The sequence below is a fragment of the Arthrobacter sp. JB02-1C genome (assembly GCF_057748045.1).
The window spans coordinates 1027831-1045720 of sequence record NZ_CM173235.1 but is presented as its reverse complement, the minus strand read 5'-3'; the positions used below and the strand labels follow the sequence as shown (position 1 = coordinate 1045720).

Sequence of the window (17890 nt, the reverse complement as noted above, 5' to 3'; positions counted from 1 at the left end):
CCTGCCCAGAATTTTACCTATCTGGATAGGGACTGTCCATAGGTATCCACGGTGGACTGCGGACCGGCCGGATACCCCGCTCAGCCGCCCGCTTCGCCGGCCGCTTCCAGGTGCGCGATCGCGCGGGTGTCCTGGAACGCCCGGACGCCCTCAATTCCTTGCTCCCGGCCCATGCCGGATTGCTTCATGCCGCCGAACGGGGCGCGCAGGTCGAGCCGTGTCGCGCCGTGGTCGTTGACCCAGACGTAGCCGCAGACCAGTCTGCCGCCCACCCGGTCCGCCGCGGCGGCGTCGGCCGTCCAGACCGAACCGCACAAGCCGGCCCAGCCCTCGTTGGCCGCCCGGACCGCCTCATCCTCCGTGTCGAACGGCAGCAGCGGAATGACCGGGCCGAACTGTTCCTGGCTGACCACCCGCAGTGCGGGGTCCGGGTCGATGACCAGCGCCGGGCGCAGGAAGTTCCCGCCCTGCAGGGCCGGGTCGGCGGGGAGGGCGCCGAACTCCCTGACCTCGGCACCGGCCGCCTTCGCCTCCTCGATGAGGCCGGCAACGAAGGCCTTCTGGGCCGGCGAGTGCAGCGGGCCCATGGTGGTTCCTGCATCCAGCCCGTAGCCGATCACGGCCTGCTCCAGCCGGCTGGCCAGCCCGGCCGCTAGCTCCTCCAGCCGCGAGCGGTGGACGTAGATGCGCTTGGCATTCATGCAGATCTGCCCCGTGGTATCGAACACCGCCGCGTAAAGCCGGTCCAGGTGCACGTCGTCCAGGATGGCGTCCTCGAGGACGACGGCGGCGTCGTTGCCGCCCAGTTCCAGCGTCACCCGGGTCAGCGACGCCGCTGCCATCTCCATGATGCGTTTGCCGCCGCCGACGCTGCCGGTGAAGCAGACCTTGGCGATGTCCGGGCTGGTGATCAGCGCGGCCATGTCGGCGTCCCTGCCGGTGACCACATTCAGCACGCCGGGCGGCAGCTGCTCCGCGATCCGCTGGACCACCCGGGTGGTCGCGAGCGGGGCCGTGGGCGGAGGCTTCACAATTGCGGTGTTGCCGGCCAGGAGCGCATGCGGCAGCGACGCCGCGAGGATCGCGATCGGCCAGTTGAACGGCACGATCACGGTCACTACGCCCAAGGGCTGGAACGAAACCGTGGTGGACACCGGGATTCCCGGTGCCGGCGGGAGTACCTTGGTGCTCTCCACCTCGTCGGCGAGGGCAAGCGCGAGGTTCCAGCGGATCTCGAACACCAGCGAGTCGACCCAGGCTTCCTGGCGGATCTTTCCGTTTTCCTGGGACAGGATCGCGGCATCCTCGTCGCGGAAGTCCGCGATCCCGGCAAGCGCGGCGCGCATCTGGTCGGCACGCTGCTGCGCGCTAAGGCCGGACCATCCCGGATACGCCGCCTTCGCCGCCGCAATGGCGTCCTCGACGTCGGTAGCGTCGGCGGCGGCGGCCTGGCCGACGATGACCCCGGGTTTGCCCGGGTCGGCGATGTCGAGGGTCGAGCCGGGCCGGCGCTCGTTCCCCCCGATGTACAGGCCGGTGGTCACCGGCGCGGCAGTGTCCGTGGTGCTGGTCATGGCTGCGCACCTCTCTGTGCTGGGTTGGATGATTCTGGTCTGGAGGCTGCTGGGCTGGTTGCTGCCGGGCTGGACGATGCTGTCCCGGCTGGCGGCGTGCCGGCGGAGGAGCCGGGAACGCCGTCCGGGACGCTGGGGGTGCCGTGGGTGTGGAACGTTTCGATCGTCTTCATGCCCCAGGCCTGGCCTTTTTTGCGTTCCTCCTGGCTCCATTCCACCACCGGGGCGTCGGGGTCCAGCAGCAGCCGAGCGCCGGCATTGGCGAATTCGATCCGGTTGCCGCCGGGCTCCCAGACGTACAGGAAGAAGGTCTGGTTGATGGCGTGCTTGTGCGGGCCCGATTCGATGTGGATGCCGTTCTCGAGGAAGATGTCGGCCGCCTTGAGGATGTCCTCCCGGGTGTCGGTGGCGAAGGCGACGTGGTGCAGCCGGTTGCCGTGCTTCAGCCAGTCGTCCGAGTAAACGATGTCGTAGGACTTGTTGTTGAAGTGGAACCACCAGGCGGCGTAACCGCCGTCGTCGAGCCTGATCCGTTCGCTTTCCCGCGCCGCCAGCGCCGTCGCCACAAACGTGCCGTTGGCGACGACGTCCTTGGCGAGGAAGTTGATGTGGTCCAGCCGCCGGGCGTTGACGCCGCGGCCGGGAAACGCCGAGGCCTGGTTTTTCAAGGCGGGCTTGTCGTCGGTGGCGACGTACCGCTCGGTCTCGTAGTAGATGCCCAGATCGTGCCCGTCGGGGTCCCGGAAGGTGAAGGTCGGGCCGGTCCCCGGTTCGCCGTCCGCCCAGCCGCCGCCGAGTCCGGTCGCCTCGATGGCCGCCACCCGGCGGTCAAGCGCGGCCTGGCTCGTGGCCCGGAAGGTGGTCCGTCCGACGCCGGCGTCGTCCGACTCCGTGACTTTGAGCGTGAAACGCTGGTACTCGTCCCAGGTCCGCAGATGCACGGATCTCGCCCCGGGGGTGCCGGACTCGCCGACCACGCGCATGGCCAGCAGGTCGCGGAAGAACCACAGACTCTCCTCGAAGGCGGGAGTCAGCAACTCCACGTACCCCAGGTGCGCGACGTCGAACGAGGTGTAGTCGGTCATGGCGTGGTCCTCTCATGCGGAAGGGGTCAGAGGCGGGGCCGGGGAAAGACGCGGCCATCGAAAATTTTCCGTGCCGTGCGCAGGGCAGCCGAGGAAGTGACGGCAAGACCGGCCGCCGAGTGCTCAAGGCCGACCTCGACGTCGAAATGGCCGGTGGGGTGTTCGACCCGGAACGGGTCACCGGGGCCCGGCAAAGCGGCAAGATCATGGCCCACCGTGCCCTCGGCGAGCACGCCGGCAGCCACCGTGAGCGCCCCCAACACGCCGATTGAGGTGTGCACCCGCACCGGCAGGAAGCTGCGCGTGCCCACGGTGCCGCCGGCCCGGGGCGGCGAGAGCAGAACCAGTTTCGGCACGGTGGCACCGCTGACGTCGCCCATGCCCATCAACGCGGCAGCTGCCAGGCGCAGTTCGGCGAGCCGGGCTCCCAGTGCCTCGTCCGCCTCCAGCTCGGCCGGTGACTCCCGGCCGCTGAGGCCCAGGTCGGCCGCGCGCAGCAACACCGTCGGCATGCCGTTGTCGACGCAGGTCAGGTCCAGGCCCAGCACCTGGTCCTGGACGTGGCCCGACGGGAACAGGGCCCCGGTGGTGGACCCGGCGGTGCCTTCGAAGTTGAGCCTGATCGCCCCTGCCGTGCCGGGAACGCCGTCGATCGACAGGTCGCCGTCGTAATCGACCACCCCGTGCGGGGTGGCGAAGCGTGCGGTCGCGATGCTGCCGGTGTTGACCATCCGGATGCGCACCTCGGTATGCCCGCCGCCGGCGGGGAGCAGGCCGCGCTCCAGTGCGAACGGCCCCACGCCGGCCAGCAGATTCCCACAGTTTTGCCGGCTGCTGACGAACGCTTCGTCGACGCCCAGCTGCAGGAACAGGTAGTTGACGTCGGCCGCGTCGTCGGGCGAGGCCCAGATGACGGCGACCTTGCTGGTCAACGGGTGCGCCCCGCCCAGCCCGTCTATCTGCCGCGCGTCCGGGGTGCCCATGATCCGCAGCAGCAGCCGGTCGCGGTCCTCGGGGTCCGCGGGCAGGTCGGAGGCGAGGAAATACGCCCCCTTGGAGGTGCCCCCGCGCATCAGCAGGCAGGGGACGCCGGCGTCATCGGCCATGGTCCGCCTCATATGCGGCAGCAGTCAGGTACTGGACGCCGAGTTCCTCGAGGACGCCGCGGAGCCGGTTCCGGTCCAGGCTCAGTTCACCGGCGCGATAGGCCGCGCGCGCCTGCTCTTCCCGGGCCGCCCGTGCGTCGGCGGCCTGCAGGGCCGTTCCGGCGGTGCGGCGCGGAACGCACAGCACGCCGTCGTCGTCGGCGACGATCACATCGCCCGGGCGCACGACGGTGCCTCCCAGCAGGATCGGAACGTTCACGGCTCCGGCCGTCGCCTTGACAGTGCCCTGGGCGTTGACCGCGGCGGACCAGACCGGGAAGCCCATCGCCCGCAGCTCGGCGATGTCCCGGACCCCGCCGGTGGTGACCAGCCCGCGGACCCCGCGGTGCTGCAGCGCGGTCGCGAACAGTTCACCGAAGGAACCGTCCAGCGAGGGCGAGGTGGTGGTCACCACCAGGACGTCACCCTCGCGGCACTGTTCCACGGCGGCATGGATCATCAGATTGTCACCGGGCCAGCACAGCGCCGTCACGGCCGACCCGGCAATCCGGATGCCCTGCTGGCGGGGCCGCAGCGCGGCGCCGGCCAGGCCGCTGCGGCCCATCGCCTCGTGCACAGTGGCCACCCCGTGCGCCCCGAGTGCGCCGATGGTGGCGGCTTCCGCCCGCTCAATGTCGGTGACCACGACGGCCTTCACTCCAGGACCTCGGTGACCTGTGGGTAGTACCGCATGTACGCCTCGCCCTTGGTGTCCACCGGCAGGCCGAGGTTGGGGCCGGCATTGCGTTTGACCTGGACGCCGCGCCGCACCGCCAGGGACGTGTAGTAGTCCCACATGTGCTGCTGGGCGGCCAGGCATTTCATCGCCCGTTCCTTGGCGGGAAAGGCGGCGGTGATGTCGAGCAACAGGTTGGGCTTGAAGTCGCACTGCTCAGGCTGGTGCGGCTCGAAGAAGAACACCGGCGGCGCCCCGAGCACCTCGCCCGGGGCGTCGTAACCGATCGCCTGGGCCAGGATCCGTGCCTCGAGGGCCAGCTTCGCAGCCACCGGATGGTCGCCGTTGTACGGGTCGAGCAGCGGATGCGTGAGAACAACGCTCGGCTGGACCCGCCGGTAGATCCGGACCAGCTCATCAAGGAGCTCCCGGCTGGGCAGCAGCGGATAGTCGCCGGCGTCGAGGAACTCCACGTCCGCGCCGAGCGCTGCGGCGGCGGCTTCGGCTTCGGCGCGGCGGAGGGCTTTGATCTCCGCCAGGGACTTGCCGGCCAGCCACTGGCTGGCGGACTCGCCGCGCTCACCATAGGAGAGACAGACGACGACGGCGCGGTCGCCGCGGGAGGTGGCCGAGGCGATGGCCCCGCCCGCGCGCCAGACAAAATCGCCGGCGTGGGCGCTGACCACCAGGAGGGTGCCCGCGTTGCCCATGTTCAGGTCCTTTCCGGATCACAGCCCGGGCCGTTGGCGCGCCCGGCCGGTTGCTGCTGCCTGCCCGGTCCCCGGCGCGGCACCACTGCACTCCTTGAGCCGGGCTCAGTGCCAGACAACCATGCTCTGGCACACCGGTCAAGACATCTAATACAATTTTGTTAGCAATCGGGTCCTGTTCCCGGTGGCCGGGCGTTTCGCCCGCGAAAGCTACCGCGCCGCCTGTCAGCGCGGGAGAGGCACCGACCGACTACCGAAGGAGAACAGCTCATGGCCCCGAAGTCCCTGCAGGATGTGCTCGACGCGGCAGGCAACACTGTCGAACTGCTCCGCAACTCCCAGCTCGGGACCTACATTTACCCGGTGGTCCCCGCCGAGTTCACCAACTGGCGGCGCGAACAGCGCGCCTGGCGGGAAACCGCCGTGCTCTACGACCAGTCCCACCACATGGTGAACTTCTTCCTGAAGGGCCCGGACGCGCTCCGGCTCCTTTCGGACACCGGTATTAACAGTTTCGCGAACTTCCCGGTGAACACGGCCAAGCAGTTCGTCCCGGCGGCGTCGAACGGCGGGGTGATCGGCGACGGCATCCTGTTCCACCTCGCCGAGCACGAGTTCGTCTACGTGGGCCGGGCCCCCGCAGCGAACTGGCTCCAGTTCCACGCCGAGACCGGCGGGTACGACGTCGAGTGCGTCTACGACGACCGCTCGCCGTCGCGTCCCTACGGCCAGGCGGTCCGGCGCGAGTACTTCCGCTTCCAGATCCAGGGCCCGAACGCCTGGCAGATCATCGAAAAGCTCAACGGCGGATCCCTGGAGCAGGTGAAATTCTTCCACTTGGGCCGGCTGGGCATCGCCGGGGAGCAGGTGCGCACCCTGCGGCACGGCATGGCAGGAGCCCCGGGACTGGAGATCTGGGGACCCTACGAACAGCACGGGAAGATCCGCGACGCCGTGCTCGACGCCGGCGCCGAATTCGGCATCGAACCCTGTGGTTCACGCGCCTACTCCTCCAACACCCTGGAGTCCGGCTGGATCCCGTCCCCGCTGCCGGCGATTTACAGCAGTGACGCCGAGCGCGCCTACCGGGAATGGCTGCCGGCCGCGAGTTACGAGGCGACCAACGCACTCGCCGGCTCGTTTGTCTCCGGCAACATCGAGGACTATTACCTCACGCCCTGGGAGCTCGGCTACGGGTCGTTCGTGAAGTTTGACCACGACTTCATTGGCCGGGACGCGCTGGAGCAGGTCGACCCCGCCCGGCAGCGCAAAAAAGTGACGCTGGCCTGGAACGACGAGGACCTGGCAAAGATCTGGGCCTCCTTCCTGGACCGGGACACTCCCGGCTACCAGTTCTTCGACGTGCCCAACGCGAACTACGGCTCGTCGAACTACGACTCCGTCGTGGACGCCGACGGTGCCGCCGTCGGCCTCTCGCTCTTTACCGGGGTCACGGCCAACGAGCGGCGCGGCTTGTCCCTGGCCACCGTGGACCCGAATGTGGACGTCGGCACCGAGGTGCGCGTGATCTGGGGCGAGCCCGACGGCGGTTCCCGCAAGACCACGGTGGAACCGCACGAGCAGTTCAGTGTGCGCGCCGTCGTCAGCCCGGTGCCCTACGCCGTCACGGCCCGCACCGACTACCACGGCGGCTGGCGGACCTCGGGTGCCGCCGCCCGCTGACCAGCGCGGCCGGCGGGGGCGCTCAGCCGGCCGGCGCCGGCTCTGGCGAGGAGACCTGGCGAAGGGCCTCGATGACGCTGAGCAGGTGGCTGCGCACCGCCTGCTCGGCGGCGCCGGGGTCCCGGGCGACGACGGCGTCGATGATCGCGGCGTGCTCCCAGACCGAGACCTTGGCCCGCTGCGGCCGGGACGACAACTTGAACTGGTGCCGCACGCTCTGGGCGTGCAGCCGGGCCAGAATCTCCGAGGCGGTGGCGTGATGACTCAGTTCACGGATCCGGTGGTCCAGGGACAGGTGCAGGCGCGAGTATTCGACCAGGTCACCTTCCGCGACCGACTCGATCATCCGCGCCCGGAGGCGTATCAGGGCGGCGGCGTCCTCGTCCGAAATGCCGGCGGCCGTCTTGGCCGCGCACAGGCCTTCGACGCCGATCCGCACCTCCAGAATCTCGATCGCCTCCTCCACCGAGATGGCCCGTACCCGCGAACCGCGGTTCGGCAGCCGCTCGACCAGTCCCTCGCCCGCCAGTTCGAGCAGCGCAGTGCGGACCGTGGCGCGGCTGGCCGAGAACGCTGCGCTGAGGTCGGCCTCGATGAGCCGCTGGTTCGGGGCGTACTCGCCGCGGATGATGGCCTCCCGGATGACGTCCGCGACCCGGGCATCGACGGCGGCACCCGCTCCGGCCTCCTCGGCTGGACCACCAACTGCTGACGACATGTGCACTCAACTCCCAAAAGCGACCGTCACGGAAGGAGCCCCGATGCGGGACACCATTTTGTCTACAATCTTAGGAGCATCGGAAGCGGGTTTGCGCCGCCGCGTGGCCGTCCTGGGCCTGGGGGAGGCGGGCAGCATTTATGCCGAAGACCTTGCCGGGCTCGGCCTGACCGTGACGGCGGCGGACCCCGCCGTTGAAGGCGCCCCGGCCGGAGTCACGCTCGCCGGCAGCATTGCCGACGCGGTCCGCGGCGCGGGCCTGGTCCTGTCCCTGGTGGGCGGCCGGGCCGCGCAGGTGGTCCTCGCCGAGGCCCTGCCCGCCCTGGAGCCGGCAGCCGTCTTCGCCGACCTGAACACCGCCGGGCCCGAAGAGAAGCGCCGGCTGGCGGAGGACGCCGGGCAATCTGGCATCGCGTTCGTTGATGTCGCCGTCCTGGCGCCGGTTCCCCGGGCGCGGATCCGGACGCCGCTGGCGCTCAGCGGCACCGGCGCCGCCGCACTGCTGCCCGTCCTGGCCGGATGGGCGATTCCGGCGCGCAACGTGGGCGCCGAAGCCGGAGTGGCGGCCGGGCTGAAGCTGCTGCGCAGCGTCTTCATGAAGGGGCTTGCCGCCACCGTCCTGGAATCCGTCGCTGCCGCCCGGGCAGTGGGCGCCGAGGACTGGATCGTCGACCAGATCGCCTCGGAGCTTGGCCCCGCCGGCCACGACCTGGTGGACCGCCTCCTGGCGGGCGCCGCGCTGCACGCCGGGCGCCGGGAGGCCGAGATGTCCGATGCCCGCGCCTTCCTGGAAAGCCTCGGCGCATCCCACCCGATGACCGACGGGGCGATCCAGTGGCTGCATGCGCTTGCGGTCTCCGGTCCGGCCTGACCTGGGCCTAGGCCACCCGCCAGACGCTGCACTCGTCCGTGTTGACTGCCTTGCGGGTACCGGTTTGCCGGTCCAAAATCCAGACGACGCCAAGGCCGGGAGCGGTTTCCTGCACGCTGCCGCGGCGGATCACCACATCGTCGGCATCCGGTCCAACCCGCAGCCTCGCTTCGATCTCGTCGCCGCGGTGCAGCTCCTCGAGCGCGCGGACCCGGGTCGGATGCGGTCTGGCGTCCGTGAACATGGCGGCCTCCGGGGGCTGGAGCTGGCGCCGGCGTCTGCCGGCTTCTCCAGTGTGCCGGGCACGTGTTGCCGCCACGTTTCGGGCCGGTAAGCGGCGCGTTAGACGTTCCGCGCCGGTGGACCGGTGCGGACCCGGGGATCGACTCGGGCGGTGTCCCACGCCAGAATGGGGCCTATGCAACTGCCCCTGATGCCCCCGGTCGCGCCGATGCTTGCCAAAGCCGTCAGTTCCCTGCCGGACGGGCCGATGAGTTTTGAACCCAAATGGGACGGCTTCCGGTCCATCATTTTCCGGGATGGCGAAGACGTCGAAATCGGCAGCCGCAACGGCAAACCGCTGACGCGCTACTTCCCGGAGCTTGTGGAGGCGCTGAAGCTGAACCTCCCGCCCCGTTGTGTGGTGGACGGCGAGATCATCCTGGTGGGCGCCGCGGGGGACCGCCTGGACTTCGACGGGCTCCAGCAGCGGATCCACCCGGCCGCCAGCAGGGTCCGGCTGCTGGCCGAGCAGACCCCCGCCAGCTTCGTTGCCTTCGACCTGCTGGCCCTCGGCGATGAGGACCTGACCGGAAAGCCGTTCGAAGAGCGCCGCGCGGCCCTGGAGCGGGTGCTCGCGGGCGCGTCGGCGCCGGTGCACCTGACCGCGGCAACCAGGGACCGGGACAGCGCGCAGCGGTGGTTCCACCAGTTCGAAGGTGCCGGACTGGACGGGATCGTGGCCAAGGCCCTGGCCTCCAGCTACCAGCCGGACAAGCGCACCATGTTCAAGGTCAAGCATGAACGGACCGCGGACTGCGTCCTGGCCGGCTACCGGGTGCACACCTCCGGCCCGGACCGGATCGGTTCGCTGCTGCTGGGGCTCTACAACGACGACGGCGTACTCGCCAGCGTGGGCGTGGTGGGTGCCTTTCCGATGCAGCGCCGCAAGGAGCTGTTCGAGGAACTCCAGCCGCTGGTCACCGGCTTCGACACCCATCCCTGGGCCTGGGCGAAGCAGGAGGAAGGGTCCAGGACGCCGCGCAATGCCGAGGGCAGCCGCTGGAGCGGGGGCAAGGACCTGAGTTTCACTCCGTTGCGCCCGGAGCGTGTGCTGGAAGTGAAGTACGACCACATGGAGGGCGAGCGGTTCCGGCACACCACCCAGTTCGTCCGCTGGCGGCCGGACCGGGACCCGCAGTCCTGCACCTACGCGCAGCTCGAAGAGCCGGTCCGCTATGACCTGGCCGAGGTGCTGGGCGCCGGCCGTTAGCCGGGCCGCCCGCCATCCCGGGTGGCGGGCACCATTCGAAGAGAGGACCGACGATGAAACTGATGACAATCGCGGCCACGGCGGCGGCAAGTGCGGTAACGGCGGCGGCAGGAAGCCTGGCCACAGATCCGGAAAGCCGCTGGTACCAGCGGCTGCACAAGCCGGCCTGGCAGCCCCCCGCGCTGGCCTTCCCCGTCGTCTGGACCGCGCTCTACGCCGACCTTGCCGTGAGTTCTGCGGTCGCGCTGGACAGTGCGGCTGCCGGCGCGGCCCCGGCGAGCCAAGACCGGCGACGCGAGATCCGCGCGTTTCAAGCCGCCTTCGCTGCGAACCTGGTGCTCAACGCCGGCTGGAGCTGGCTCTTCTGGCGTTCGCGCCAGCCCTGGCTGGCGGCGGCCGAGTGTGCCGTGCTGGCGGCGAGCAGTGCGGACTTGGTGCGGCGGACGTATCGCTTGAACCGGCGCGCCGGCGTGGCGCTGGCCCCGTATGCCGCCTGGTGCGGATTCGCCACTGCCCTGTCGACGGCCATTGCGCAGCTGAACCCCGGGCATCCTCCCGGCCGGACCAGCAGTCGGCGGCGCAGCTGACGCTCCCGCCCGGTTGGATCCGTCAGCATCGTGCCGACACGCGGAAAGTCCGGCGTGTTCCGTGAAGAGACCGGGCTTTCGCCGAGGTAACCGGGCAGGAGTGCAACCGGCCGGCTCGCCGGTGTTCGCAATATGAACACTAGTGCAATATATGAACACCTACGGTAGTGTAATCCGCATCACCGACCTGCCGCGCGCTGCGGGTCGCCGAGTGCAGTTGTCTAAGGAGCCAGACGGATGAGCAATCGAGTGGAGTCCTTCCTCGTGGGGCTGGCGGGGTATGGTGCGCCCAACGCCCCCGTCCGGCATGCTGTCCAGTACGACCAACTGCACCAGCTCAAACTCACCGCCTGACCGGACCGGCCAGGACCACCACCCACCCACCGAAAGGAGGCTGCCGTGCCTGAAGACATCAACCTTGAGATATTCAACGCGGACCCGATCACCGAGGATGTGTCCGACGCGGCGCCGGAGGCCCCGACCGAGGCCGCGGCAAAGACCGTCCCGGCACTGGACAGCGCCGCGGAGTCGCAGCAGATTCTCAGCGACGAGATGAAAGCCCTCGGCGAGGCCTATGCGCAGGCGCGGCAGAACGGCGCACCGGCCGAGACCCAGCCGCGGCTGGACTACGCCCCCTACCGCAGCAGCATCCTGCGGCACCCGACCAAGAGCCTGCAGCACGCGGACCCGGAAACCATCGAGCTGTATTCGCCGGCCTTCGGCCACCTGGACGTGCACGCGCTTGAGTCGGACCTCACCATCCAGCACAGCGGCGAACCCCTCGGTGAGCGGATCCTCGTCTCGGGCCGCGTGCTCGACGGTGACGGCCGTGCCGTGGCGGGCCAGCTGGTGGAAATCTGGCAGGCCAACTCCTCGGGCCGCTACATCCACAAGCGGGACCAGCACCCGGCCCCGCTGGACCCGAACTTCACCGGCGTCGGCCGCTGCATCACCGGGCCGGACGGGTCCTACAGCTTCACCACGATCAAACCCGGCGCGTACCCGTGGAAGAACCACCTGAACGCCTGGCGGCCGGCTCACATCCACTTCTCCCTCTTCGGGCGCGAATTCACCCAGCGCATCGTCACCCAGATGTACTTCCCCGGCGATCCGCTCTTCGCCCTGGACCCGATCTACCAGTCGATCGTCGACCAGGACGCCCGTGACCGGCTGGTCGCCACCTACAACCACGAGCAGACCCAGCCGGAGTGGGCGCTGGCCTATAACTGGGACATCGTCCTGACCGGGTCGAAGCGGACCTGGACCGAAAACGAGGCACTGGGTGCGGAAGGCGACGAGCATGAATAAGACCGCGAACAACTTGATCCCCACCCCCGGGCAGACCGTGGGCCCCTTCTACGGCTACGCCCTGCCGTATGCCAAGGACCGGGAACTGCTGGCCCCCGGTTCGGCCGGATCGATCCGGCTGCAGGGCACGGTGTACGACGGCGCCGGCCACCCGGTCCCGGACGCCATCCTGGAGATCTGGCAGGCGGACGCCGAGGGCCAGGTCCCGCAGCGCCCCGGGTCCCTGGTCCGCGACGGCTACACCTTCACCGGCTTCGGCCGCTGCGCCGTGGGCAACACCGGCCAGTTCACGTTCACCACCGTCAACCCCGGCCCCACCGCGCCCGGTGCGGCGCCGTTCATCGCCGTCGTGGTCTTCGCCCGCGGTTTGATGAACCGGCTGTTCACCCGGGTCTACCTGCCGGAAAACGAGGAAGCCCTCGCGGCCGACCCGCTGCTGTCCGCGCTGGAGCCGGAGCGCCGCCAGACCCTGATCGGCCGGCGCGACCCGGACGGCGGCCTGACCTGGGACATCCGCCTGCAGGGCGACGGGGAGACGGTGTTCCTCGACTTCCACGGCGCCGGTGCCGGGGACGACGCCGGGGACGACGCAAGCCGCAGCGGGGACGCCTCCTCGTGACCGGCGCACCAACCCACGGCGGCGCCGGCCGGGACGGCGACGTCGGTCTGCTGAGCCCGGTTTCGGCGTCGCCGCGGGTGGCGGCGCTGACCGGGGACCGGGCAGTGCTGGCCACTATCCTGCGGGTCGAAGCCGGCTGGGCGCGGGTCCTGGAGGACTCCTCGTTCGCCCCGGCCGGAGCCGCGGACCTGGTGGCGGTCGCCGCCGACGCCGACCGCTACGACGTCGCCGGCATCGCCGTCCGCGCCCAGGGCGGCGGAAACCCGGTGATCCCGCTGCTGGCAGATCTCCGCGCGCAGGTGAAGGCCCTGGATACGGCCGGCATCGGCGCGGCCGGGGCCGTGCACACCTCCCTGACCAGCCAGGACGTGCTGGATTCGGCCCTGATGCTGCTGGCGGCCGGCGCCGTCCGTGAGTTGCTGGCTGACGTTGCCGGCGCGACGTCGGCCCTTGCGACCCTGGCCGAACGGCACCGGCAGACCCTCTGCGTGGGCCGCAGCCTGACCCAGCACTCCCTGCCGTTCACCTTCGGGCTCAGGGCGGCGCAATGGTTTGCCGGGCTCGCCGCAGCCGCCGACCGGCTCGCAGGCCTGGCCTTTCCGGTGCAGACCGGCGGGGCCGCCGGAACGCTGGCGGCCGGCACCGTGCTGACCGCCGGCTCCGGGCTGACGCCGCTGGACCTGGCGGACCGGCTCGCCGCCGAGCTCGGACTGGCAGCCGTCCCCGCGCCGTGGCACACCAACCGCCTGGCGGTCACCGCGCTGGGCGACGCGCTGGCAGCCGTGACGGACGCCGCCGGCAAGATCGCCGCCGACGTCCTGTTCCTGAGCCGGCCCGAGGTGGCCGAAGTGGCCGAGCCGCGGGCCGCCGGCCGGGGCGGCTCCTCGGCCATGCCGCACAAGCAGAACCCGGTGCTCTCGGTGCTGGTGCGCAGCGCCGCGCTGCAGGCACCGGCCCTCGCGGCGCAGCTGCACCTGGCCGCCGCCAGCTTCAATGACGAGCGTGCCGACGGCGCGTGGCACACCGAATGGCCGGCCTTGCGCTCCCTGCTCCGGCTGGCCCTCGGAGCCGCCGGGCAGCTCCGCGAACTTTGCGAGGGCCTGCAGGTCTTTCCGCAGGCCATGCGGCGGAACCTCGACCTGTCCGGTCCATTGCTGCTGTCCGAGGCGGTGAATGCCGCCGTCGGCCCGTTGCTGGGGCCGGACGGCCGCGGCCAACTGCAGGACGTGGTGGACAAGACGCTGCAGGCGCCGGCCGATGAACAGCCGGCCGCCTACCGGAGGCTGCTCCGCGCGGCGGTTCCGGCCGAAGTCCTGCCGGACGCACGGATGGAGGAGCTGCTGGACCCGGCCAACTACCTGGGCCAGGCCGGCGAGATCTCCGCGCGGATCCTGGCGGCGTGGCCGGACTTTGCGCGGCCCGTCCCCGAACCAACCGCACCGATTGAACCAACCGAACCGATTGAATCCGCCGCACCGAACGGAGCCCACCGTGGCCAGACCCAGCCTTAAAGCCGTCCTCCTCTCGCCGGTCCGCGAGCTTGGCGAAAAGCCCCTGCTCGTGGCCGGCCCATCCCTGGGAACATCGACCCTGCTCTGGAGCCAGGCCGGGGCCCTGCTGGGCGACGACATCGACGTCGTCGCCTGGGACCTGCCCGGCCACGGCATCTCCCCGGCCGCCGCGGAAGCGTTCACGGTGGCGGAACTGGCCGACGCCGTCGTTGACCTGGTCGACACGATTGCCCCCGGCGCACGGTTCCACTACGCCGGCGTCTCCCTCGGCGGCGCCACCGGGCTGCAGCTGGGCATCAAGCACGGCGAACGGCTCAAGAGCCTCTCGGTCCAGTGCTCTGGCGCGAAGATCGGAACGCCGGAAGGCTGGCTGGAACGGGCTGAGACGGTCCGCAGCCAGGGCACCCCGGTGATGATCGAGGGCTCCGCCCAGCGCTGGTTCGCGCCGGGCTTCATGGAACGTGAGCCGGACCGGAGCAGCCGGCTGCTGCACACCCTGCGCGACGCGGACCGCTTCAGCTATGCCTTCTGCTGCGAGGCCCTCGCGGGGTTCGACGTGCGGAACGAACTCGGCAGCATCCGGGTCCCCACCCAGGCACTGGCCGGGGCGGAGGACGCCGTCGCCCCGCCGTCGCTCGCGGCGGAAATCGCGGACGGCATCACCGCCGGCGGGGGCACCGCGAACGCGGCCACCCTGGCCGGCGTCGCGCACCTGGCCCCCTTCGAGGCGCCGGGCCACGTGGCCGGGCTGCTGCGCAGCCTGATCACCTGGACCGAATCCGCCGGAGCGGCACAGTGACCGGCCCCGGGCGCGACGGCGGCACCGGCGGGCGGGGCGGCGTGGTCCGGCCGGACGCCACCAGCCAGGACATCTACGACGGCGGCATGAAGGTCCGCCGCGAAGTCCTGGGCGCCGCGCACGTGGACCGGGCCAACGCCAACACGGACTCCTTTACCGAGGACTTCCAGGACATGATCACCCGCATCGCCTGGGGCGGGATCTGGACCCGGCCCGGCATCAGCCGGCAGATGCGCTCCGCCGTCACGATCACCGCGATGGTGGCGCACGGCCATTGGGAGGAGCTGGCGATGCACATCCGTGCCGCGATCAACAACGGCCTGAGCCGGGACGAGATCAAGGAAATCCTGCTGCAGACCGCCATCTACTGTGGCGTCCCCTCCGCCAACACCGCTTTCAAGACCGCCCAGCAGGTTCTCCATGAAATGGACAACACTGCAATGGACAACACTGAAATGGACAACACTGCAAGGGACAACGCTGCCAGGGACGAGGCGGCTGCGGACACCCCGGCCCCACCAGACGCTAACTAAGGGACACGTGATGAACCAGGCTTTTGTGTACGACGCCGTACGGACCCCGTTCGGCAAATTCGGCGGCGGCCTTGCCGCCGTCCGGCCGGACGACCTCGCCGCGCACGTGATCGGCGAAGCCGTGAAGCGCGCCCCGGGCCTCGACGCCGGCCGCATTGACGAGGTCGTGTTCGGCAACGCCAACGGCGCGGGCGAGGAAAACCGCAACGTTGCCCGGATGGGCGCCCTGCTGGCCGGGCTGCCGGTCTCGATCCCGGGCACCACCGTCAACCGGCTCTGCGGCTCATCCCTGGACGCGGCGATCATCGCGTCCCGGCAGATCAATACCGGCGACGCGGACCTGATGCTGGTCGGCGGGGTCGAATCCATGTCCCGCGCGCCGTGGGTGCTGCCCAAGACCGAGAAGCCGTACCCGGCCGGCGACATGTCCCTGGTCTCCACGACGCTGGGCTGGCGGCTGGTGAACAAGGCCATGCGGCCGGATTGGACCGTGTCCCTTGGCGAGGCCACCGAAAGGCTGCGCGAGAAATACGGTGTGGGCCGCGAGGAGCAGGACGAGTTCTCGGCCAATTCGCACAACCTTGCCGCGGCCGCCTGGGACGAGGGCTTCTACGACAACCTCGTCACCGCTGTCCCGGGCACGGACCTGGTCCGCGACGAGGGCATCCGGCCAGGTTCCTCCGCGCAAAAGCTTGCCGGGCTGAAAACCGTGTTCCGGGCGGAGAACGGCACCGTCACCGCAGGGAACGCCTCGCCGCTGTCCGACGGAGCGTCCGCGGCCTGGCTTGGGTCCGAGGCCGCCGCCGGAATCCTCGGCCTGGACCCGCTCGCCCGGATCGCCGGGCGTGGCGCGCACGCGAACGACCCGCAGTACTTCGGCTTCGCCCCGGTGGAGGCCGCGAACAAGGCCCTCGCCAAAGCCGGGATCGGCTGGGACCAGGTCGGCGCCGTCGAACTCAATGAAGCCTTCGCCGCACAGTCCCTGGCCTGCATCCAGGCCTGGGGCATCGACCCGGGCATCGTGAACCGGCACGGCGGCGCGATCGCCATGGGCCACCCGCTGGGCGCCTCCGGCGGCCGCATCCTCGGCACGCTGGCCCGGTCCCTGCAGGCCTCCGGGGAACGCTGGGGCGTCGCCGCGATCTGCATCGGCGTCGGCCAGGGACTGGCCGTCGTCCTCGAAAACGTCACCACCGTCCCCCGGCACGAGCTGCCGCACCACCTGCCGGCAGAAAAGTAAGGGCCCAGAACATGCTGAATTTCATTGACACCGTCGGCGAAGCCGTCGCCGGCATCCGGGACGGCGCCACCGTCATGATCGGAGGCTTCGGCAATGCCGGGCAGCCGTTCGAACTCATCGATGCACTGATGGACTGCGGAGCCACGGACCTGACCGTGGTCAACAACAACGCCGGCCAGGGCGATCAGGGGCTGGCGCTGCTGATCAAGGAAGGCCGGGTCAGGAAAATGATCTGTTCCTTCCCGCGGCAATCCGATTCCTGGCATTTCGACGCGAAGTTCCGGGCCGGCGAGATCGAACTGGAACTGGTCCCGCAAGGCAACCTGGCCGAGCGGATCCGCGCCGCGGGTGCCGGAATCGGCGGGTTCTTCACCCCCACGGGCTACGGCACCACCCTGGCCGAGGGCAAGGAAACCCGCCTGCTGGACGGCAAATGGCAGGTCTTCGAGACCCCGATCCATGCCGACGTCGCGTTGATCAAGGCGCTGAAGGCGGACGGCAAGGGCAACCTCGTCTACCGCAAGACGGCCCGCAACTTCGGGCCCATCATGGCAGCGGCCGCGAAGCACACCATCGCCCAGGTTTCCGAGCTCGTTCCGACGGGCGGCCTGGACCCGGAGGTCATTGTCACCCCCGGCATCTACGTCAACAGCATCGTGAAGGTGGCCTGAAATGAGCCTCGAGACGAGTATCCAGACCTCCGACAAACCGCTCGGCCGCGACGACCTCGCCCGCCTGGTGGCCCGGGACATCCAGCCGGGGTCGTTCGTGAACCTCGGCATCGGCCAGCCCACGCTGGTGTCCAACTACCTGCAGGCGGAGCAGAACATCACCCTGCACACCGAAAACGGGATGCTCGGCATGGGCCCGGAGGCTTCGGGCGACCAGATCGACGCCGACCTGATCAATGCCGGCAAGATCCCGGTCACGGAGTTGCCGGGCGCGTCCTACTTCCACCACGCCGACTCGTTCGCGATCATGCGCGGCGGCCACCTCGACATCTGCGTGCTGGGGGCCTTCCAGGTCTCCACGACCGGGGACCTGGCCAACTGGCACACCGGCGCCCCGGACGCGATCCCGGCAGTCGGCGGGGCGATGGACCTGGCCACCGGCGCCAAGGACGTTTTCGTGATGATGACCCTGCTGACCCGCGAGGGAGTGTCCAAACTGGTCGAGACCTGCAGCTACCCGCTCACCGGGATCGGCTGCGTCACCCGGGTCTACACCGACCGGGCCGTCTTCCTGACCGGGCCCGACGGCGTCCAGGTGCGGGAGACGTTCGGCTGCACCCTGGCGGAACTGCAGGCCATGGTGCCGGTGCCGCTCAGGGCTGCGTGAG

19 protein-coding genes are annotated in these 17890 nt (G+C 70.0%); 12 read left to right on the top strand and 7 right to left on the bottom strand.

The genetic code is table 11. From position 1 onward, the window contains the following. Positions 1–80 precede the first annotated feature (80 nt). The 5 genes from AC3ANP_RS04880 to AC3ANP_RS04860 are packed head-to-tail and all read right to left on the bottom strand — an operon-like array spanning position 81 to position 5190. A complete protein-coding gene (locus AC3ANP_RS04880) occupies positions 81–1574 on the bottom strand; it encodes an aldehyde dehydrogenase family protein (RefSeq protein WP_488332217.1) in 1494 nt (497 codons plus the stop codon). Beyond that, positions 1571–2659 (bottom strand): VOC family protein, encoded by a 1089-nt coding sequence (locus AC3ANP_RS04875; protein ID WP_488332216.1) that lies wholly within the window; start codon positions 2657–2659, stop codon positions 1571–1573. The genes AC3ANP_RS04880 and AC3ANP_RS04875 overlap by 4 nt, the downstream gene beginning before the upstream one ends. A 26-nt stretch (positions 2660–2685) precedes the next feature. Continuing rightward, complete coding sequence (locus AC3ANP_RS04870) at positions 2686–3765, bottom strand: 4-oxalomesaconate tautomerase (RefSeq protein WP_488332215.1); 1080 nt, start codon at positions 3763–3765, stop codon at positions 2686–2688. Further along, complete coding sequence (locus AC3ANP_RS04865; RefSeq protein WP_488332214.1) at positions 3755–4462, bottom strand: 4-carboxy-4-hydroxy-2-oxoadipate aldolase/oxaloacetate decarboxylase; 708 nt, start codon at positions 4460–4462, stop codon at positions 3755–3757. Before AC3ANP_RS04865 ends, AC3ANP_RS04870 begins: the two co-directional genes overlap by 11 nt. Continuing rightward, positions 4459–5190 carry a PIG-L deacetylase family protein gene (locus tag AC3ANP_RS04860; protein ID WP_488332213.1) on the bottom strand — a complete coding sequence of 244 codons (732 nt, stop codon included), beginning with the start codon at positions 5188–5190 and terminating at the stop codon, positions 4459–4461. Before AC3ANP_RS04860 ends, AC3ANP_RS04865 begins: the two co-directional genes overlap by 4 nt. Positions 5191–5460: 270 nt before the next feature. On the opposite strand from AC3ANP_RS04860, the gene ligM reads away from it, so the two are divergent. Continuing rightward, the gene (gene ligM / locus AC3ANP_RS04855) at positions 5461–6873 is read left to right on the top strand and encodes a vanillate/3-O-methylgallate O-demethylase (RefSeq protein WP_488332212.1); all 1413 of its coding nucleotides are present in this window, start codon (positions 5461–5463) and stop codon (positions 6871–6873) included. Positions 6874–6895: 22 nt separating this feature from the next. Here ligM and AC3ANP_RS04850 read toward each other — a convergent pair whose 3' ends face one another. Then, positions 6896–7591: a GntR family transcriptional regulator gene (locus tag AC3ANP_RS04850; RefSeq protein WP_488332211.1), complete on the bottom strand. Its 696-nt coding sequence runs from the start codon at positions 7589–7591 to the stop codon at positions 6896–6898. Between the two features lie 58 nt (positions 7592–7649). On the opposite strand from AC3ANP_RS04850, the gene AC3ANP_RS04845 reads away from it, so the two are divergent. Continuing rightward, a complete protein-coding gene (locus tag AC3ANP_RS04845) occupies positions 7650–8462 on the top strand; it encodes an NAD(P)-binding domain-containing protein (protein WP_488332210.1) in 813 nt (270 codons plus the stop codon). 7 nt (positions 8463–8469) lie between these two features. Here AC3ANP_RS04845 and AC3ANP_RS04840 read toward each other — a convergent pair whose 3' ends face one another. Beyond that, positions 8470–8706 carry a hypothetical protein gene (locus AC3ANP_RS04840; RefSeq protein WP_488332209.1) on the bottom strand — a complete coding sequence of 79 codons (237 nt, stop codon included), beginning with the start codon at positions 8704–8706 and terminating at the stop codon, positions 8470–8472. A gap of 174 nt (positions 8707–8880) precedes the next feature. Here AC3ANP_RS04840 and AC3ANP_RS04835 point away from each other — a divergent pair, with 174 nt between their 5' ends. From AC3ANP_RS04835 to AC3ANP_RS04790, 10 genes are all read left to right on the top strand, one after another. Beyond that, positions 8881–9954: an ATP-dependent DNA ligase gene (locus AC3ANP_RS04835; RefSeq protein ID WP_488332208.1), complete on the top strand. Its 1074-nt coding sequence runs from the start codon at positions 8881–8883 to the stop codon at positions 9952–9954. A gap of 53 nt (positions 9955–10007) precedes the next feature. After that, positions 10008–10541: a TspO/MBR family protein gene (locus AC3ANP_RS04830; protein WP_488332207.1), complete on the top strand. Its 534-nt coding sequence runs from the start codon at positions 10008–10010 to the stop codon at positions 10539–10541. Between the two features lie 399 nt (positions 10542–10940). Next, complete coding sequence (pcaH, locus tag AC3ANP_RS04825; protein ID WP_488332206.1) at positions 10941–11849, top strand: protocatechuate 3,4-dioxygenase subunit beta; 909 nt, start codon at positions 10941–10943, stop codon at positions 11847–11849. Next, positions 11842–12468: a protocatechuate 3,4-dioxygenase subunit alpha gene (pcaG, locus tag AC3ANP_RS04820; RefSeq protein WP_488332205.1), complete on the top strand. Its 627-nt coding sequence runs from the start codon at positions 11842–11844 to the stop codon at positions 12466–12468. Before pcaH ends, pcaG begins: the two co-directional genes overlap by 8 nt. After that, positions 12465–13979: a lyase family protein gene (locus tag AC3ANP_RS04815; protein WP_488332204.1), complete on the top strand. Its 1515-nt coding sequence runs from the start codon at positions 12465–12467 to the stop codon at positions 13977–13979. The genes pcaG and AC3ANP_RS04815 overlap by 4 nt, the downstream gene beginning before the upstream one ends. After that, complete coding sequence (locus tag AC3ANP_RS04810) at positions 13960–14778, top strand: alpha/beta fold hydrolase (protein ID WP_488332203.1); 819 nt, start codon at positions 13960–13962, stop codon at positions 14776–14778. Before AC3ANP_RS04815 ends, AC3ANP_RS04810 begins: the two co-directional genes overlap by 20 nt. Continuing rightward, on the top strand, positions 14775–15311 hold the full coding sequence (gene pcaC, locus AC3ANP_RS04805; protein ID WP_488332202.1) for a 4-carboxymuconolactone decarboxylase: 537 nt from the start codon (positions 14775–14777) through the stop codon (positions 15309–15311). The genes AC3ANP_RS04810 and pcaC overlap by 4 nt, the downstream gene beginning before the upstream one ends. A gap of 10 nt (positions 15312–15321) precedes the next feature. Beyond that, entirely contained in the window at positions 15322–16551 is a 1230-nt protein-coding gene (locus tag AC3ANP_RS04800; RefSeq protein WP_488332201.1) for a thiolase family protein, read from the top strand. Positions 16552–16562: 11 nt separating this feature from the next. Next, complete coding sequence (locus tag AC3ANP_RS04795) at positions 16563–17222, top strand: 3-oxoacid CoA-transferase subunit A (protein ID WP_488332200.1); 660 nt, start codon at positions 16563–16565, stop codon at positions 17220–17222. Position 17223: 1 nt separating this feature from the next. Next, a complete protein-coding gene (locus AC3ANP_RS04790; protein WP_488332199.1) occupies positions 17224–17889 on the top strand; it encodes a 3-oxoacid CoA-transferase subunit B in 666 nt (221 codons plus the stop codon). The last annotated feature ends 1 nt before the right edge of the window (position 17890 follow it).

Coding starts and splice junctions, on each gene's coding strand:
- AC3ANP_RS04790 (WP_488332199.1), top strand. CDS start 17,224: ATGAGCCTCGAGACGAGTATCCAGACCTCCGACAAACCGCTCGGCCGC.
- AC3ANP_RS04875 (WP_488332216.1), bottom strand. CDS start 2,659: ATGACCGACTACACCTCGTTCGACGTCGCGCACCTGGGGTACGTGGAG.
- ligM (WP_488332212.1), top strand. CDS start 5,461: ATGGCCCCGAAGTCCCTGCAGGATGTGCTCGACGCGGCAGGCAACACT.
- AC3ANP_RS04800 (WP_488332201.1), top strand. CDS start 15,322: ATGAACCAGGCTTTTGTGTACGACGCCGTACGGACCCCGTTCGGCAAA.
- AC3ANP_RS04850 (WP_488332211.1), bottom strand. CDS start 7,591: ATGTCGTCAGCAGTTGGTGGTCCAGCCGAGGAGGCCGGAGCGGGTGCC.
- AC3ANP_RS04860 (WP_488332213.1), bottom strand. CDS start 5,190: ATGGGCAACGCGGGCACCCTCCTGGTGGTCAGCGCCCACGCCGGCGAT.
- AC3ANP_RS04880 (WP_488332217.1), bottom strand. CDS start 1,574: ATGACCAGCACCACGGACACTGCCGCGCCGGTGACCACCGGCCTGTAC.
- AC3ANP_RS04835 (WP_488332208.1), top strand. CDS start 8,881: ATGCAACTGCCCCTGATGCCCCCGGTCGCGCCGATGCTTGCCAAAGCC.
- AC3ANP_RS04830 (WP_488332207.1), top strand. CDS start 10,008: ATGAAACTGATGACAATCGCGGCCACGGCGGCGGCAAGTGCGGTAACG.
- AC3ANP_RS04840 (WP_488332209.1), bottom strand. CDS start 8,706: ATGTTCACGGACGCCAGACCGCATCCGACCCGGGTCCGCGCGCTCGAG.
- AC3ANP_RS04870 (WP_488332215.1), bottom strand. CDS start 3,765: ATGGCCGATGACGCCGGCGTCCCCTGCCTGCTGATGCGCGGGGGCACC.
- AC3ANP_RS04795 (WP_488332200.1), top strand. CDS start 16,563: ATGCTGAATTTCATTGACACCGTCGGCGAAGCCGTCGCCGGCATCCGG.
- pcaG (WP_488332205.1), top strand. CDS start 11,842: ATGAATAAGACCGCGAACAACTTGATCCCCACCCCCGGGCAGACCGTG.